Origin of the sequence: Pseudomonas sp. IT-P260 (genome assembly GCF_949768395.1) — a bacterium.
GTDB classification, from domain to species: domain Bacteria; phylum Pseudomonadota; class Gammaproteobacteria; order Pseudomonadales; family Pseudomonadaceae; genus Aquipseudomonas; species Aquipseudomonas parakoreensis.
Map to the genome: position 1 here is coordinate 478,230 of NZ_CATKPO010000022.1, position 16,667 is coordinate 494,896.

Sequence of the window (16,667 nt, forward strand, 5' to 3'; positions counted from 1 at the left end):
CCATGCAGATTCAAGTCGTCGCCGGCACCGATCGTAGTGATACGCATAGCCTGCAGGATCGCATCACCCAACTACTGAACGAGCTTGGGAACACGGTGCAGGCGGAAGCCTACGGTGCGAACGGATTGGTCGACATTTTGGAGGTACGGGCTACGGATGGTCAGCGCGAGATCTTGGTGCTGAATTGCTCTCGGCTGCAAATCCAAGCGGTTTTGGACTGGCAGTCATGTAGCGAAGACACGAACGAATTCGAAGACCTGGTGCTGCACCTGGTGCGATCGCCAGACAGCTACCAATAACGCCGGCTGCAACCGGCACATTTGAAAGGAGAGAACCATGCGCAACACAGAGCAGCTTGAACAAACCGAACGCGGAACACTGATTGGGCAGTCGCTAGGCGCCGTCGTGACGGTGGTGTTGATTGCCATCGTCGCGGTGCAGGTACCGGATTTGATGATCTGGATTCTCAGCTAAGCGACCGAGAAGTCGGTGCCATGGGGCTGCAACCCCATGGCACCTGCTACCCCTGAAAGGAGAGAACCATGCAAGACCAATCCCACAACGGCAGCGTCGCCGAGGCTAACGCACCTCGTCTACGGCCGACAATGGCCAGCCACCGGCTCGATCTGCCGAGCATTTGCGATATCTGCGGAAAAGCGCGATCGACGCGCACACATCGAAGCTGTAGCCGCATTCGACAGAAACGGAAAGCTGATGAATGGGCTGCGTTAATGGCGGAAAGAATTGCTGCACGGATGTCGCGAGCAAAACGCTACTCACGCTGAAGCATTGCTAGTAGATGGACAGCAATGTTCTAACCACAACGCCTCAGCGCAAGAACTACACTAGCTAAGGCGTCACCAAACCGAAGGATGACCATGTCGAGCAATGTCTTGATTTTTGAAGACCTGCAGCGCATCACCGGATACCAGCGCCGATCAGACGTAGAGAAGACGCTGATCGAGCAAGGTGTCCGGCTTTTTCGCGGCCGTACAGGACCGTGGACGACGCTAGATCTAATTAACCAAGCTGCCGGCATGAAGCCGGTCGCAGCAGAGCGATACGAAGCCAATATCCTATGAGGAAAGCTCGGAAGCGGAAGTACAATCCGCATATCCCCACCCACATCGACCAGGCCGCTCTTCCAGCGGCCGTTTACTTTGATCACCGAAAAGGTCGAGTTTGGTACACGTTGCACTATGACGAGACGGGAAAACAACGCCGGCGCAACATCGCTCCGGCGGACGTTTCGCTAGCCGAGCTGCACCAGATCATGGACGAGGCATCCAACGTAGACCGTGGCACGCTGCGCTACGTTTGCAGCCAGTTTCATGAAAGTGATCGGTATAAGAAGCTCAGTCCGAAAACCCACGATGACTACTGCTACTCGCGTGACGTTCTGCTGACCCTGCCGACAAAGCTGGGAAAGCCGCTGGGAGACCTGGCGGTACGCAAGTTCACTTCTGCCCTGGTGCAGCGCATCGTCGATCGACTTGCAGACGAGGGGACTCCGTCGAAAGCTGCACACGCTCTCCGCTACTTGCGGCGCGTACTGCAGTGGGGTCGCAACCGCGGTTTTCTGGATGTGAATCCTGCGCTGGGCATCGAAGCGCCTGTTGAACGAAAACAACGTCGCCTGCCAAATCATCAAGTCATGGACACCCTCATCGATCGAGCAATTGCCCGAGGCCTGTTGATCAGGGGCGAAAAAGGCGGCTGTCCGGAGTACCTCGGCTACGTGATGGAGCTTGCCTATCTCTGCAGGCTACGCGGAATCGAAGTGGTCACTCTGACCGACGCGAACGAGCTGGAGAGCGGCATTCTCACTAACCGCCGCAAAGGCAGCCGCGACAACATCGTTCGCTGGACACCTCGACTGCGCAAAGCCTGGGATCACGCCAAAGCTTATCGAGCAAAGGTCTGGGCCAAACGCAAAACGGCGATACCGATCGCACCGTCACGACGGCCCATCATCGTGGCCAGTCACGGCGGGCCGCTACGCAAGTCGAGCCTGGACACGGCGTGGCAACGATTTATCACGTTGGCATTGGCAGACGAGATCATCACGCCCGAGCAACGGTTTGCACTTCACGATTTGAAACGGCGTGGCATCACCGACACGGCAGGTACGCGAGCGGATAAACAGGAGGCGAGCGGCCACCGCGACCCGAAGATGATGGACGTCTACGACCACAGCGTGCCGACCGTTTCCCCTTCTGCAGAATGAGCAAACCGGACGTAACAAGCGACACAGGGCCCGCTTTCCACGCGGGCCTTGGCGTATCTGGACGTAATAAGGAATCGCGTAAGTGCTTGATTCCTATGCTTGAAGCACCTTCCTTGTAATCAGTAGGTCCCGGGTTCGACTCCTGGTGCCGGCACCATACAAAACAAAGCCCCTGCAGAAATGCAGGGGCTTTGTTGTTTCTGGCGTTTGAATATGAAAAGCGCAACAGCTGAGTGTTCATGACTTTGACCCTGAGGTTATGAGCGCTCACCCTATCTAAAAGATCTTTGCTGTAGATCGCGGCAACCCACACAAGACCGCCTGACTTCATCAGCGCAAAAGGCCTCCCCATGGAGCAAAGCCAACAATCTGCAGACACGCCATTCAGCACCTTGTCAGCAGTTGAGATATCGAACTCCCCCACCGACAAAATTCAAATAAGCGAGCGCTGAAGGTCCGTCACAAGTTGATACGCGAAGTTGATTTTGACGCAGAGCTTTGCGCATAAACTCGCCGCCGACAACATGGAACAGGGAGTCAACTGATGTCTACATGCAAAAAAGCCTTGGAAACCCGCGAAGCATTTGAGGAGGCCGGAAACGCACTCTCGTTATTCATCGATCTGTGCACATCTGATATTCAACTCACCCAACGCAGCATACTGGCCTTGTCGGCTTATGGCAGAACCTGCATGAACACCTTTGAGGACGCCGAACGCTGGTTGCGCAGTCAAGACGAGGCACGAGCCAACGTCCTCCCTGAACAGACCAAAGCAGGGAAATAAGGGACAGACCACTTTTTGAGCTGAGACTGTGGTCTGACTCTATTTTTCCCCACCTTATTTGCTCGTGTCACTACGGAGCTTAGGTTGGCGAAAACGCTTTGAGAAACCCCGGCCTTCCTTTGCTCTTCAGTGGCCGCCGAGAGCGGCAGCAGCGTTACGCGCGAGGCCTTTCCAGCCTTCATCTGACGTACTGATTCCATCAAGTCCGTCTGAAATCGCTCTAGCTCATTTGCCATGCCTTTTCTTCGCCTTCAGCTATTTTCTCCAACGCTCGCTTGCTGAACTTATGCAGCTTGAACCGAAAGCGAAATCCGCCTTCCAAGTTGCTGCAACGCACGCTCAACATTCTCGATTTTGGAGTGATGCAGAAAATCTACCAAGCGATCGACCTGGGGCCGTTGTACGCCGAGACGACGTGCCAACTCGGCCTTGCTTAAACCTGACTCCAAAAGCGTATTCCACAGAGCAACCTTTGCTGCAGTCAGCGCAGGCAGACGCAATACGACGTCACTTGCCTGTTCTCCTGCCTGCCCGGTCGGAATCAACCGGCGATCATCAACGTATATCGAGAGCGCCGTCTCGATTGCATCAATGGCGGTGTCCAACGCTTGCTCGAGGGTGTCGCCAACGGCGTGCATCTCAGGAATTTCTGCGCAGGTCAGCCAGACACTGCCCGGCTCTTCGTGAACTTCCAACGCATATTCGAACATCACACTTCCTCAGATGGGTACAGCCGGGTCTCAATCCTTGAGGCCCAGCTGCTTGATTATCGATTTTCTCAACCCTTCGCCCATTTCCTTGGCTCCATGGTCGGGAAACACAGTTGATTTGCCATTCAAGGAAACCTTGAAGTGACTGCCCTTGCCGGTTTGAAACTCAACGCCTTGGGCTTTCAACCATCGCCGAAACTCGCTGTACTTCATGTGCATCACTCGCCGTTTCGGTAAAGCGAATGTGCAACATATTTGCTGCGATCGCAACATAAGTGTTGCACTACACAGAGATGGCAACGGCCACCACCTGGCCACGATTGCGCACCCGTCCTCCGCAAGCTACCGTCAAACTCGTCGCTGCCAATTCAGCGACCGGGCCTGAGAACCCGAGTAAGATACAGGCGCACCAGCGCCCAAAATCACGATTGCCGGCGCTTTTTTGTGTCCGCACTCACGTGTAATGGCGGCTGTGCGTGGGAGACCTTCGGGTCTGCCGGGTTCCTGTATCTCCGGTTTCTCAGCCTGCGCATAGCTGCCACCCTTTCGCCTGAGAACGAAAATGGCGGCTCTCATTTGATACAGGGAGTTCACAAATGAATGCCATTGATCCATCCGTAATCCGCCGCGCTGCCACGCCGGTCATCTCACTCCACGCCTTACGTAGGGCAGGTGAAGCGAAATGACTAACTACCTCGATTTGAAAACCCCAGGCCTTACGCACTTTTCCTTCCAGGCCAATCAAGCGCTGTTCCACACCAATCGTGGTGTGCCGGTAATAGCCGCCCTTTCTCACGCCTCCCACTTGCTTCACATCTCAAGATTGCTCACTGCGGACACTTCAGTCTCGCGCGATCCGGATCTTCACGCTTATGCCTCTCAGTACCTGCAGGAGTTAAGCAAGGCGCTGATCGACGATGTGGTGAAAGTACTGGATGCGCCAACAGCAAGCCATTGACGTAAACCGCCAATAAAAAGCCCTCGCGGTACTGCGAGGGCTTTTTGCGCTTCAAACCTGACTGATCTCAAACACATACGAAATCCTGCGCTGACTCGCACTCCACACATAACGCAAATGCTTGCCCTGTTTCGGAATCGACACCGCCGGCGGCCGAAACGCGGCGACGCATTCATGGCCGGGCAGACGAACGCTGTTGTAGAGCAGTCCCCACGATTCAGACTCGCGCAGTTGTCGGGCAAACGTCTGGGACGGGCCATAGGCCTCCGGATCGGGTTGATGCAAATGTGCAAAACCATCACGAACATCATGCAGTGGCTTAACCACACGATTGACGTAAGTGCGCATGGTCAACTCAAGATCCGCTTCGTGGGTGGCCGCGAGGAAACGTTCCTGGTGATAGCGGGTTTCGGCGATGGCCGCGGCCTGGCTGCTGGCGGCGTAGTAGACGCCGAAGGTGCCATCGGTGAAGCGGCTGCTTTTGCCGATGTGGGTAAACGCCGCCATCACCGGGGTTGAACCGGGGCCGGAGAGCCGGTCCTCGGGGCGCACGCGGGCGAGGACGCCGGCCTGTTCGATCAGGCGATCATTGGTCAGTGCTTCCAGCGCGTAGGCGATTTCCAGGTCTTCGGGGTCGAGCACGTCTTCGAACAACGCAATCGGCGGGAAGCTGCTGTTGACGATCCGGTAGGCCTTGGGCCATTGCGGCTCAGCCAGCGGCGGGGCCTTCAACCGCGCACCCCGTCGAGGTAGCGGCGTACGTCGGCGATGTCGACCACCCTCCCCGCCAGCATGTAATCCAGCGCGGTCCGGCCATTGAATGGCGCAGCCGTATTGGGGCTGCTGACCCACGTATAAGCGCGCTCGTGGCTGTTGCTGAAGATGATGCTCAAGGCCTTGTGAATGCCCATCAGATACGAGATGCGCTCCAGCGTGTCGTGCGGCAGGCGAATGTTTGGCGGCAGGTGCTTGTATTTGTAAAACGTGGTGTTGCCCACGCCGCCCAACAACGTGCGCTGCTGCTCGGCGCTGCAGCCCCAGCGCTCCATGAGATTGAAGAAAAACTTCAGCGCGACGCGCCCGGCTTCGGGGACGTCGAGTTGTTCGCGTGGGGTGAGGGCTGGGGATGAGGTAGGCACAGCTGCCTCCTTTGCTGAGTGACATGCTTTTCAAGCCTAGTACAGATACGAATTTTTGGTTTCTTTTAATCCGTAAATGAATCAATTCGTTCCTTTGAACAGATCCCAGAAAAAGCCTCGAATTGTTATTCCAAGTCAGTATTTTTTGACCTTCATCACCCCCACGTCATCAAAAATCCCGATCCTGTGTCAGCTTCCAGCCATCGGCAGGGACATCAATTCGCTACTAAACCCGCGACAACTATGCTCAGGTGCTGGAATATAGCCGGCATATGACGCCGGATCGGCAGTCTCGTAAACAACAATACCCAGCCCACTTCAGAGGGCATTACCCATGGATAGCAGAACCTTACGCAACCTCATGCGCATCGTGCAGACCGGCTCGTTGTCGGCCGCAGCCGAGCATTCGTGCCTGACTGTGCAGGCCCTGGCCGCGCAGTTGAACAAGGTCGAAGAGCAGTTCGGTTTCCGCTTGTTTCGACGTTCCAACAAAGGGCTGACGCTGACGCCGCAAGGCACGGAGCTGACGCCCTACATGGACAAAGTGCTGATCGCCACGCGACAGATGGAAGAAAAGGTCGAGGCGCTCAAGGTGCCTGGCCAGCGCACGTTGAAGGTTGCGTTGAACAACACGTTGTCGTCTGACTTCAACCGGCGAATGATCGGACGCCTGATCGAGGTGTTTCCCGATTACCAGATGGAATTCAGCTACGCCGAATCGATGGAAAACCTCAGCAAGCTGAAGAATGAGGACTTTGACCTCGCGGTGCTGATCGGCCCGCAGCGGCCGGGTTTGCCGAGCATTGTTTTGCCGGATGTGCAGGTGCAGGTGGTCGGTGCCCATTGCGGGCAGGAAAACGATCCACTGACGTTGCTGGGCAACAAGTTTCAGGTGCGCCCTGCGGAAGATTGTCCGTATTCCCACAGCTTCCTGCGTTTTCTCGACGCCGGACTGGGCAATCACGAGAACGGTCAGCGCATGGTCTATTCCTGCAGCGAGACCCTGACGCTGTCGTTGATCACGCAGATGGACGCGGTCGGCATGGTGTCGCGTGAGGCCGCGCAAAAGAACGGCCTGACGATCTTCCCCGGTTTCGAGGATTTTCTCGAAGTGCGTCTGGCGGTGAACAACCCGAACCTGTCAGGCCAGGCCCTGAACGACGTGGTCGATCTACCGCTACATGAACGAGCCGAGCGCAATGTACGCAGCCGTCCCAACCGCCACACTGAGAAAGAGGTTTTTGCTGAAATACGCACATAACAACGTCGGAATGGCTGCATAAAATTCCGGGCGATCGAGCTGTATGTGCTGATCCTTGATCAACAAGGGTGTCAGGCTGATCGCAGCGACGATCGCCACCGGCAGGTATTCCAGCGCCCGCGCAACGAATGGCGGCCAGTGCTCGGTGTTGACTTGCAGCGGCAGCGCGCGTGGCAGGAAGGTCACGGCCATCATCAGCGCGACCACCAGGATCAGGAACGTTTGGTCAGGCATACACCCACTCCGCAGCCCACAAACGTGGCGATGAATACGTTGAATGGCGAAGTGCCGACCAGGCTCAGCGCGCCCATGCAAACGACGGCAGCCGCAGCGGCGATGAGTTTGTTGCGGGTGTTGCACAGCGACACCAGCACGTAAAGCATCATCGCGGTCAGTGCGTAGTCGAGCTGATATTTGATCAGGTGCGATGCATATTGCGCGCAGACGGCGCCCAACAATCCGCCCAGCACCCATGAGGTGTGGCAGAACAGGTTGAAGCCGATCAGGTAACGGATGTTGACCGGCGCGCCGGTGCCCAGTTTGACGCTGTGGAACGCAAAGGATTCGTCGGTCAGGCCACCGGCGTAGGCCCAGCGCTCCATGCGGCTGAGCCCCAATGCGCGCAGGGCCTTGGCCATGTACACCGACATCAGCATGTGCCGCGCATTGATCAGGAAGGTAGTCAGCACGATGGTGGTCAGCGACGCACCACTGGAGATCAGCGCCAGCGCGGCGAATTGCGAAGCGCCGGCGTAGACGAATAAACACATCGCCACCGGCAGCCACATCGGCAGCCCGGCATTGACGGCCATCAGCCCGAACACGAATGACACCGTGAAGTAACCGGCCACCACCGGGCTGGCTTCGGCAAACGTGCGCGATGGCTGATGGGCAGCCATCAGCGGCGCACTGCCGGACGTTTCATTCATAGATCCCTCTCAAATGTCCGCTCGCCGTGGGGTTCGCAAAAACCCTGGGCAGTCCAGAATCGCTTGCCCGCGAGGTTAGCATCGTCGACGAACAGAAACATCCGTAATACACCGACCCGTTTCATGTCGGACGACGCCGCTTCCACCAGCCGCTGGCCGACGCCCTGGCTGCGATAGCGTGGGCTGACCGCCAAGTGGTTGATGGTGCCGCGACTACCAAGCATGCCGCCGAGTACCGCACCGACGATCTCGCCCGCGACATCGAAGGCCAAATAGGCCGTGGTGGTCTTCTGGATCAACACGCCGCGCAAGCATTTGGCATCTTGCCACTCACAGAAGGACACTTCGTCGAACTGGCGGAAAAAGCGCTCCATGCGCTGCGCGTCCTTGGCGGTGGCGCGTCGCAGCACCACCGGCGTCGAGCACTCGACGCCGTCGATTGGGGTGATCTGATTAGCGAACAATGTCGAAAGCGGTCCCGGGCCGCGAGAAGGAAATCGCCAGAATCTGCCGGTACGCCATGGCATGCGTGTGGGGGTTGCGCGCGGGGGTCACGTAGTGGCGCATGTCGCGGTCAAGGAAGTAAGTGGTGTCGAGAATTTCCTGGTAGGTGGTCGACGCCAATTGATGCTCGTGAATATCGTAAAGACGACTCTCCGCCCCCTCGACATTGTTGCGTCCCCAGAAGTGCACGCCGCTGAACGGATAACCGTCGCAGTGAATCCCTTCCGGGGTGATTTCCAGTTGCTTGCCGGGTTTGATCTCGATGCGGATCTGATGGATCTGGCATTGCCAGATTTCATCGTGCAGTTCTTCCGGCAGCACGCTTTTGTACACTTCAAAATCGGTGTCGATCAGGCTGCGCATCACCGGCGAAGTGATCACTTCATCGGAGAAATCCTGAAAGTGCCGCACAACACCGCCCACGTAGGCGTTGTTTTCCTTGGACTGCACGTAGGCGCGATGCTCGAGTTGCTTGAGCTCACGTGTTTTCGGGTTGTATTCAAAGTCGCTGTAACGACGGTAACGCATGCCGGCTTCGGCCTGACCGTAGTAACTGTCTGGCTCCATGTTTTCCCAACTTTTGGTCAGTCTGACGAAGTCGGCAAAATGACCGTAGAGATTGAAGTCACCACCCTGGACGTTGACATATTTGTCGCGCCGTAGCGATTCGCCCACTTCTCTGTTCAAAACGATCATTACCAAATTCTCCGCTGCGTTGAGCGGCTTAATCTATTAGGTGGAGAATTTGCGTCCATGAGAAAGAATTTCAGGCATTTAAAGCCCTGTTTGAAACGGTACTTGAAGGCGCTTGAAAACCACTTTTAGATGACAAAAACACGGGGTTTTTCCGGTTTTCGCAGAAAAGACCTCGAAAAAAAACCCCGAGCCAGTCGGGGTTTTTCTCATGTTTCTTACACCGGATCGTTCATCAGAAGATGTTGATCGGGTAGTCCACGAATACACGCAGCTCGTTGCCGCTGACGTTGTACTCGCTGGATTTCTGCGACACGCGCAGGATCGAGCTGCGCAATTTCACGCTCAAGTCTTTCGCCGGACCACTTTGTACGACGTATTTGACTTGGTTGAAAATCTCGCGCTCGGTGCCGCCTTCGCTGGTGGAGGTGGTGATGTTGTCGCCACGCACATAAGCGAAGTTGTAGCTCAGACCCGGTACGCCGAATGCGCCGAAGTCCAAGCCGTAGCCCAACTGCCAGCTGCGCTCATCTTCTGCGTTGAAGTCCGACCAGTAGGAGTTGGCCAGGTAAATGGTGTTGCCACCGTCACCGACACGACCTTGCTCTTTCTGATAGCCGCCGTAGGCGTAGCCCAGGTTGCTGTCTCCGGTGGAGCGCTGATGCGCCACGGTGAACGAGTGCGGGCCGGTGGCGAACGTTGCTGCCAGGCTCCAGATCTTGTTGTCATCACCGGTAGCGCCACTTTCGCGGACGTAGGAGTCGTCCAGTTTGGTGCGATAGCCGTTGAAGTCCAGGGTCAGTGACTGATCCTTGTCGATCGGGAACACGTAGTTGGCGTTCACGTATTGCTTCTTCAGCACGTCTTCGACGTCGGAAGCGTACAGCGCCGCCTTGAATTGTTCGGTGAACTGATAGCTGCCGCCCAACACGTTGATCGCCTTCAGACCACCGCTGTCACGGCCTTCAGCGCTTTTGCGCGACTCGGCAGTGAAACGACCGGCGTCCAGTTGCAGGCCTTTGATCTCTTTGGAAGTGATCAAGGTACCGGTGTAGCTTTCCGGCAGCAGACGCGAATTGTCATAGTTCAGCACCGGCAAGGCCGGCATCTGGTCACCGTAGGTCAGCACGGTGTTGGACAGACGGAATTTGACCGCAGCGCCGCCCTTGGACAGGTCATTGGCAGGCTTGCCGCTGTCGCCACGTTTGAAGAAGTCGATACCGCCGGCACCGCTGCGATCTTCGCTGCGTTCCAGGTTCAGGGCGTACAGGCCGAAAGCATCGACACCGACACCGATGGTGCCTTGGGTGAAGCCGGACGAGAACGTACCGATAGCCGCTTGGCCCCACTCGGATTTGTCCGCGTTGCCGTCTTTGTAATCACGGTTGATGTAGGCATTGCGCAGCAGCACTTTGAGGCTGCTGTCTTCTACAAAACCCTTGGACTCGGCCTGGCCGTCAGCCATGGCCTGTGTGGCACTCAACATCCCCAGTGCGATCAGACTGATTCGCTTGTTCAACATTTTGTTTTCCTTATTACGGGTTGAAACGCGCTGTGTCGAACGGCTGAAACGGCGCTATTGCACTCTTTTTTCACCCCGAAACAAAAAGACCCGCCCACGGTAAAACCGTGTCGGGCCCTTTTATTATTTTGAGTCATGGCGGTTGGCCACAGGCGTTGGGCCGAATCGTAGCCGCGCCCTCAATAATGTGTCAATTTCAAGAATCGTCTTTAAATAGGTAAAAATCGTCTAAGAATCGTAAATTTTGCGATAGCGCATTGCTCGGAAAAGCGCTTAACCAGTGAATCCGGCGCGATTACGCGCAGCCATCTAGATCGCATAGCGTGGGGGATTGAGCCGGCTCATCGGCCACAACCGCTTGCCCCAACCAATCAGCAAACGCCTTCGGTTTACCTAACCACGGGCTGATGTCGATCAAGGTGAATTGCCCGTCCTGCTCCAGCGCCAAGGTCGGAAAGCCCTGGCCGCCGAGTCGGGCCAGCAACGCGCGACTGGCTTTGACATGCGCCTGGGGATCAACGGACTTAAACACCGTCACGAAAGTTGTCTGTACGTAACCCATCTGCGCCGCGACATCGAACAGTACAGACTCATCGGCAATCCGCCGCCCCTCCACGTAATGAGCGGTCTGCAAACACCCGAGCATCTGCAAACCGCGACCGTCGATGGACTCTGCCGCCATTACCGCAGCGATGGGTGGCGTTGAATCGAACACCGCCGAGTGATCACGCAGCAGACCTTCGAAATACGCTTCGCCAAACGGCTGACCGGTGTATTCGGCAATGCGCCGGTCGTGAGGCATGACGTAATCGCGCAGTTGCGGCGAAACACGCTGGCGATTCGCGCCGCTCATCATTCCGCCCGCATGGGCAACGACCGGCAGCACTTGCTGCGCCGCTTGCACCAGCGGTTTGGCGCCGTAGCACCAGCCGCACAATGGATCGTAAATGTAGTGAAGGATCATGAGAGAACTCCGGCAACCAAACGGGGAAAATCGATGGCGGCAGATTATCCCTGCGGGCATTGGGGAAAAACGCCGGAATGGCTCTCAGACTGTTTCGCGAATCGGTCGAATGGGTTGCCCTGTTCGGCTACCGCTTCAAGCCCCCTCCCACAGGTTCAATGTTCGCCATGGTTTTCCATCGCGCATAAAAAAGCGCCGCCATCCCGGCAGCGCCTTCAGCAATCCTTGTTGTTTTTTCTTATCCCTGCATTACAGCCCATAACGCTTCCAGTTCGGCCTCGCTGAACAGGTCAGCGGGATAGCGCTCAATCATCATCCGGCGCGGATCAGGTTCCCTGATCTGACGCGTTCCATTGGACTTCAAAAAGTGCGCGACAATCTGGAGCGATTCGCCGTTTACGGCCATGGGATGCAAATTCCGCTCGCTGATTACGTTCACTTCGGCGTTCATTTCAGCGCTCTCTCCCCGTTCGTGAGCGGCTAAGTTATCCAAGGTATATGACAGAACTGTTGAAGTTCCCCCCCTCCCTAGTGCGCGTTATCCGATACAAGAGCTATGCCAAGGTTTCCGATTTGTCGACAGGCGGATACAAAGAAGCCCGCGGTCCAACAGGACCGCGGGCTTCCTCGCAACCATCGAAAAAAACTTGCTGCCCGGTGATTTATTAATCAACTCAGGCTGTTACGTCTCAACTCACTCTTTGTGCGGGGCTGGTTGCTGTTGGGTAAGGCAGTGAATATTGCCGCCGCCCAGTAACAATTCGCGGCCCGGCACCATCACCACTTCGTGCTGCGGGAACAGCTTCTGCAGGATTTCCCGCGCAGGCGCGTCCATCGGATCGTCGAAGCTCGGCGCGATGATGCCGCCGTTAACGATCAGGAAGTTCACGTAGGAACCGGCCAGGCGCACCGACGGGTTGCGCTCCTGCGTACCGTCCACCGGATCGACACCGGCGCACTCTTCTTCGGTGGCGTACAGCGGCCCGGGAATCGGCATCTTGTGCACCGTGAATGGGCGACCCTTGGCGTCGGTGCTGCTTTGCAGCACGTTCATTGCGGCCTGGCAGCGCGGGTAATTCGGATCCTGCGGATCATCGGTCCACGCCAGCAATACTTCGCCCGGACGCACGTAGCAGCAGAAGTTATCCACATGGCCGTCGGTTTCGTCGTTGAACAGGCCATCCGGCAACCAGATGATCTTATCCACCGCCAGATTGTCACGCAGCACCGCTTCGATCTCTTCGCGACCCAGATGCGGATTGCGGTTGTGATTGAGCAGGCACTCTTCGGTGGTGATCAGCGTGCCTTCACCGTCGACATGAATCGAGCCGCCTTCCAGCACGAAACCTTCGGTGCGATAACGCGGGCTGCGCTCGATTTCGAGGATCTTGCCACCGACCTGCGAATCACGGTTCCACGGCGAATACAGACCGCCTTCAAACCCGCCCCAGGCATTGAAATCCCAGTTCACACCGCGCACTTCGCCGCTGTTGTTGATGACGAAAGTCGGGCCGCTGTCACGCACCCAGGCGTCATCGCTGGACATCTCGACCACCCGAATATTCGGTACATCGAGGCGTGCACGAGCGTTCTCGTACTGACCGGCCGACACCGCGACCGTCACCGGCTCGAACCGCGCGATGGCTTTGGCCACGGCCGCATGCGCGGCTTGCGCCGGCTTGCCACCCAGGCGCCAGTTGTCCGGACGCTCGGGCCAGATCATCCAGGTCTGGGTCTGCGCCGCCCACTCGGCCGGCATGTAGAAGCCATCGTCACGCGGGGTACTTTTCAAGGTGGTCATCGGATCAGGACTCCAGGGAACCGTCGAGGGGATGCGAAGCAATGGTGACTTTATAACCGATAAATATCGACATTAGAAGCTAACAAACATCCATACATCTAAAATCACACAACTATTATCGATATAAATCTGAATCTCTGTAGGAGCTGCCGCAGGCTGCGATCTTTTGATTTTGAAGAGCCAGATCAAAAGATCGCAGGCTGCGGCAGCTCCTGCAGGGGTCTGGTTTAGAGGCCTTCCTCAAGTACCCGATCCAGCATGTCGACAAAGAAATCCACACTGCGCCGCGAGGTGACCATCGGCGGTTTGATCTTGAGAATGTTCAGGTCATCCCCGGTCGGTTGCATGAAGATCCCCAGCTCGCGCAGGCGATCGCACAACAGCGTGGTCTCCTCGGTGGCCGGCTCCAGCGTCTCGCGGTTGCGGACCAGCTCCACCCCCAGATAGAACCCGGAACCATGCACCGCGCCCACCAGCGGATGTTTATCGATCAGTGCCTCCAGCCGCGCCTTGAAATGCCCGCCCACCACCCGGGCGTTTTCCCAGAGCTTTTCTTCTTCCATCACATCCAGCACCGCCATGCCGATCTGGCAGCTCACCGGACTGCCGCCGGCCGACGAGAAGAAATAACCTTCCGCTTCCAGTGCCTCGGCGATTTCCCGACGCGTGATCACCGCGCCCAGCGGCTGACCGTTGCCCATGCCCTTGGCCATGCAGATGATGTCCGGCACCACGCCTTGCTCTTCGAAGCCCCAGAAGAAGTGGCCCATGCGCCCGTAACCGACCTGTACTTCGTCGGCGATGCACACCCCGCCCTGGGCCCGCACCAGCGCATAGACCTGTTTCAGATAAGTCGGCGGCAGCGAGATACCGCCAGCGTTGCCATACACCGGCTCGCAGATGAACCCGGCCAGTTGGCGCCCCTGCGCGGCGATATGCGCCAGTTGCGTTTCGACGCTGCGTACATAATCCGGCGCAGAATCCAGGCCACGGAATTCGCCACGATAGAGGTTCGGCGCAGTCACCGGATGTACCCAGTCCGGGCGGCTTTCCAGCGCTCGCGGGTTGTCGGCAACCGACGTCGACACCGCATCGGCGCCGACCGTCCAGCCGTGATAGGCCTCCAGCACGCTGAGCATGTCGCGGCCGCCGCTGTAGGCCCACGCCAGCCGGATCGCCAGGTCGTTGGCCTCGCTGCCACTGTTGACCAGAAACACCCGGTCCATGCCTTCCGGCGCCAGCCTCAGCAAGCGTTCGGAGAACTGCGCCACCGCCGCATAGTTGAAGCGCGAGTTGGTGTTGAGCAGCGACCACTGCCGCGCCGCCACCTGCGCCATGCGCGGATGACCATGGCCGAGCACCGCGACGTTGTTGAGCATGTCGAGGTAGGAGCGACCCTGCATGTCGATCAGGTGATTGCGCCAGCCACGCTCGATGCGCGGCGGGTCGACGTAATAATGTTTTTGCGTGCGGGCGAAACTGGCGTCACGTCGTTCGAGCAGGGTTTTGGCGTCCAGCTCCGGTTCGGCATCGCAGGCCAGCCCGAGCAGCGTGGCTGGCGAAGGACACAACGCCTGCCACGCGGCCGCGCGCGAAGGGCTGCAGAACAACGGCGCATCCAGCGACGCAACGCGGCTCAACTGCACCTTCAACGGGCCATCGACCGACCCCAGCACCTGACCTTTGACCAGCGCCGCGCCACTGTGCAGCGAGGCGCTCACACCCCACAGGCGCACGCTGAGCCGGGGTCCGTCGAGTTGCAGCACACCGTCCGCCGCGTGATGCAGCACACCGGCAAACGGCGCTTCCACCGCCGAACCCTGCGGCACGCGCAACTCAACGTGCAGCGGGAACGTCTGGGGCTCGACCGCACTGTCGGGTCGCGTCTGCGACAGGCGATATTGTCCGTAACGGCTCGCCGCCAGACCATGCGCGGCAGCGGCTTCGGTCAGCAACCGTTGATCGATGCCCGGTTGCTCCCAGTTGCCCGCTTCGAAGTGCGGACTCAGGACGCCAAGATCGATCAGCGCAAACTCCCGCCCGACCAGTTCCGGCAGCAGCGGCGCGAAACCTTCACCGCCAATGGCCGGCAGCGGCTGGCCGACCGCCGTGAGAATCGCCGCCTCCATCAGCGCCAGCGGCACCGAAGTCGCTACGTGGAAGATTTCCCACTCATGTTCAAGGTTGTCGCGGCTGTAGGTGTTGCCCGGATCGATGCTGACCTGTTGCTCGCCACTGAGCACCAGCACCGCCGCCCGCGCCACGATCAACGGCCACAACGCCAGCAATTCTTCATGTTGCAGCGGATTGACCGCGTGATAAGCCTGCACCGCTGGCAGAATCACAAACGGATCGCCGCCGGCATGGTGCAGCAGCGCCGCGCACGTCACCGACAGGTCAGTGATGCGCCAGGTGCGCACCAGATCACCGAAGTCGATCACGCCCTGCAATTGCCAATGACGCTTGGCATCGCGTTGCCAGACGGCATTATCGTCGGTGATGTCCATGTGGATCGCCTGCACCGGCAGCTTGTCCTGCAGCGGCTGCAAGCGACGTTCGGCCTGCTCGGCGGCGCCCGCGATCAGTGCGCGCTGGCGTTCATCCTTGATCACCGGCAGCAGGTGGCTGATCAGCGCACTGGCATGGCGCGCGTCCCATTGCAGCGTGCGCTGCAGGCCCGGGTGATCGAAGCCGGCCAGGGCCAGATCCATCTCGCCACACAGCTGACCGAAACCGGCCACCACGTCGTGGCCCAAGTGATCAAGATGCGTCAGCGGCTGACCTTCGATGTAGTCCAGCAGCCGCACGTGCACCGGCTCGCCATCGGAGTCCAGCGACAGCAGATCCGCGCCATTGCCGGCCGGGATCACCCGGGGTACGTGCACTGACGAGTGTTCGCCAAGGTACTTGAGGCCTGCATGCTGAGCCTGCAACTCGACCAGTGCATAGTCGCCGCGGCAGATTTTCAGGACAAAGCGCCCACGCTCGCTGTCGACCCGATAGTTCAGATCCTGCTGACTGCCCAGCGCCTGTAACGTGCCGCTGAGCCCGTAATGCTCCGCCAACCACTGCCGGGCCTGCGCCTCAGAGACCTGTGGGCTGGGCAAACTGGCGCGATGAATCAACGTGGCGAGCGGCATGGGACGACCCCTGAAATTTTATTAGGCGCCTATAT

20 protein-coding genes are annotated in these 16,667 nt (G+C 58.1%); 7 read left to right on the forward strand and 13 right to left on the reverse strand.

Annotated elements, in window-relative coordinates; genetic code table 11:
- The first annotated feature begins 2 nt into the window (after positions 1-2).
- The 5 genes from ACM6HV_RS13000 (at position 3) to ACM6HV_RS13020 (ending at position 3,011) form a co-directional block, all read left to right on the forward strand.
- Positions 3-299: a hypothetical protein gene (locus ACM6HV_RS13000; RefSeq protein WP_414904370.1), complete on the forward strand. Its 297-nt coding sequence runs from the start codon at positions 3-5 to the stop codon at positions 297-299.
- A 37-nt stretch (positions 300-336) separates the two neighbouring features.
- Positions 337-474 (forward strand): hypothetical protein, encoded by a 138-nt coding sequence (locus ACM6HV_RS13005; protein WP_414904371.1) that lies wholly within the window; start codon positions 337-339, stop codon positions 472-474.
- A gap of 398 nt (positions 475-872) precedes the next feature.
- Positions 873-1,082 carry a hypothetical protein gene (locus ACM6HV_RS13010; protein ID WP_414904372.1) on the forward strand — a complete coding sequence of 70 codons (210 nt, stop codon included), beginning with the start codon at positions 873-875 and terminating at the stop codon, positions 1,080-1,082.
- Positions 1,079-2,227 carry a site-specific integrase gene (gene xerC, locus ACM6HV_RS13015; RefSeq protein WP_414904373.1) on the forward strand — a complete coding sequence of 383 codons (1,149 nt, stop codon included), beginning with the start codon at positions 1,079-1,081 and terminating at the stop codon, positions 2,225-2,227. The genes ACM6HV_RS13010 and xerC overlap by 4 nt, the downstream gene beginning before the upstream one ends.
- Positions 2,228-2,771: 544 nt before the next feature.
- Positions 2,772-3,011, forward strand: coding sequence for a hypothetical protein (locus ACM6HV_RS13020; protein WP_186448479.1), 240 nt, complete (start codon positions 2,772-2,774; stop codon positions 3,009-3,011).
- Positions 3,012-3,295: 284 nt separating this feature from the next.
- Here ACM6HV_RS13020 and ACM6HV_RS13025 read toward each other — a convergent pair whose 3' ends face one another.
- Together ACM6HV_RS13025 and ACM6HV_RS13030 are read right to left on the reverse strand one after the other, a co-directional pair.
- Positions 3,296-3,721: a type II toxin-antitoxin system HicB family antitoxin gene (locus ACM6HV_RS13025; RefSeq protein WP_041071336.1), complete on the reverse strand. Its 426-nt coding sequence runs from the start codon at positions 3,719-3,721 to the stop codon at positions 3,296-3,298.
- A 30-nt stretch (positions 3,722-3,751) separates the two neighbouring features.
- Positions 3,752-3,934, reverse strand: coding sequence for a type II toxin-antitoxin system HicA family toxin (locus tag ACM6HV_RS13030; protein ID WP_041071532.1), 183 nt, complete (start codon positions 3,932-3,934; stop codon positions 3,752-3,754).
- A 469-nt stretch (positions 3,935-4,403) separates the two neighbouring features.
- Here ACM6HV_RS13030 and ACM6HV_RS13035 point away from each other — a divergent pair, with 469 nt between their 5' ends.
- Positions 4,404-4,679: a DUF3077 domain-containing protein gene (locus ACM6HV_RS13035; protein WP_414904374.1), complete on the forward strand. Its 276-nt coding sequence runs from the start codon at positions 4,404-4,406 to the stop codon at positions 4,677-4,679.
- Positions 4,680-4,730: 51 nt separating this feature from the next.
- Here ACM6HV_RS13035 and ACM6HV_RS13040 read toward each other — a convergent pair whose 3' ends face one another.
- Complete coding sequence (locus ACM6HV_RS13040) at positions 4,731-5,411, reverse strand: RES family NAD+ phosphorylase (protein WP_414904375.1); 681 nt, start codon at positions 5,409-5,411, stop codon at positions 4,731-4,733.
- The gene (locus ACM6HV_RS13045; RefSeq protein ID WP_145595861.1) at positions 5,408-5,818 is read right to left on the reverse strand and encodes an MbcA/ParS/Xre antitoxin family protein; all 411 of its coding nucleotides are present in this window, start codon (positions 5,816-5,818) and stop codon (positions 5,408-5,410) included. The genes ACM6HV_RS13040 and ACM6HV_RS13045 overlap by 4 nt, the downstream gene beginning before the upstream one ends.
- A gap of 334 nt (positions 5,819-6,152) precedes the next feature.
- Here ACM6HV_RS13045 and ACM6HV_RS13050 point away from each other — a divergent pair, with 334 nt between their 5' ends.
- On the forward strand, positions 6,153-7,079 hold the full coding sequence (locus tag ACM6HV_RS13050) for a LysR family transcriptional regulator (RefSeq protein WP_007961685.1): 927 nt from the start codon (positions 6,153-6,155) through the stop codon (positions 7,077-7,079).
- Here the strand turns inward: ACM6HV_RS13050 and ACM6HV_RS13055 are convergent.
- From ACM6HV_RS13055 to ACM6HV_RS13095, 9 genes are all read right to left on the reverse strand, one after another.
- The gene (locus tag ACM6HV_RS13055; protein ID WP_007952614.1) at positions 6,996-7,313 is read right to left on the reverse strand and encodes an AzlD domain-containing protein; all 318 of its coding nucleotides are present in this window, start codon (positions 7,311-7,313) and stop codon (positions 6,996-6,998) included. The two genes, ACM6HV_RS13050 and ACM6HV_RS13055, sit on opposite strands and share 84 nt — an antisense overlap.
- A complete protein-coding gene (locus ACM6HV_RS13060; RefSeq protein ID WP_027611235.1) occupies positions 7,292-8,008 on the reverse strand; it encodes an AzlC family ABC transporter permease in 717 nt (238 codons plus the stop codon). Before ACM6HV_RS13060 ends, ACM6HV_RS13055 begins: the two co-directional genes overlap by 22 nt.
- Positions 8,005-8,382 carry a GNAT family N-acetyltransferase gene (locus ACM6HV_RS13065; RefSeq protein ID WP_008080517.1) on the reverse strand — a complete coding sequence of 126 codons (378 nt, stop codon included), beginning with the start codon at positions 8,380-8,382 and terminating at the stop codon, positions 8,005-8,007. The genes ACM6HV_RS13060 and ACM6HV_RS13065 overlap by 4 nt, the downstream gene beginning before the upstream one ends.
- Before the next feature lie 79 nt (positions 8,383-8,461).
- On the reverse strand, positions 8,462-9,208 hold the full coding sequence (locus ACM6HV_RS13070; RefSeq protein WP_041071315.1) for a 2OG-Fe dioxygenase family protein: 747 nt from the start codon (positions 9,206-9,208) through the stop codon (positions 8,462-8,464).
- Between the two features lie 232 nt (positions 9,209-9,440).
- A complete protein-coding gene (locus ACM6HV_RS13075; RefSeq protein WP_041071313.1) occupies positions 9,441-10,727 on the reverse strand; it encodes an OprD family porin in 1,287 nt (428 codons plus the stop codon).
- Between the two features lie 295 nt (positions 10,728-11,022).
- Positions 11,023-11,691, reverse strand: a complete 669-nt coding sequence (locus tag ACM6HV_RS13080) for a DsbA family protein (RefSeq protein ID WP_414904376.1) — start codon at positions 11,689-11,691, stop codon at positions 11,023-11,025.
- 238 nt (positions 11,692-11,929) lie between these two features.
- On the reverse strand, positions 11,930-12,142 hold the full coding sequence (locus ACM6HV_RS13085) for a hypothetical protein (protein WP_041071305.1): 213 nt from the start codon (positions 12,140-12,142) through the stop codon (positions 11,930-11,932).
- A 243-nt stretch (positions 12,143-12,385) separates the two neighbouring features.
- Positions 12,386-13,492 carry an agmatine deiminase gene (gene aguA, locus ACM6HV_RS13090; protein ID WP_414904377.1) on the reverse strand — a complete coding sequence of 369 codons (1,107 nt, stop codon included), beginning with the start codon at positions 13,490-13,492 and terminating at the stop codon, positions 12,386-12,388.
- Positions 13,493-13,719: 227 nt separating this feature from the next.
- The gene (locus ACM6HV_RS13095) at positions 13,720-16,632 is read right to left on the reverse strand and encodes an aminotransferase (RefSeq protein WP_414904378.1); all 2,913 of its coding nucleotides are present in this window, start codon (positions 16,630-16,632) and stop codon (positions 13,720-13,722) included.
- Positions 16,633-16,667: the final 35 nt, after the last annotated feature.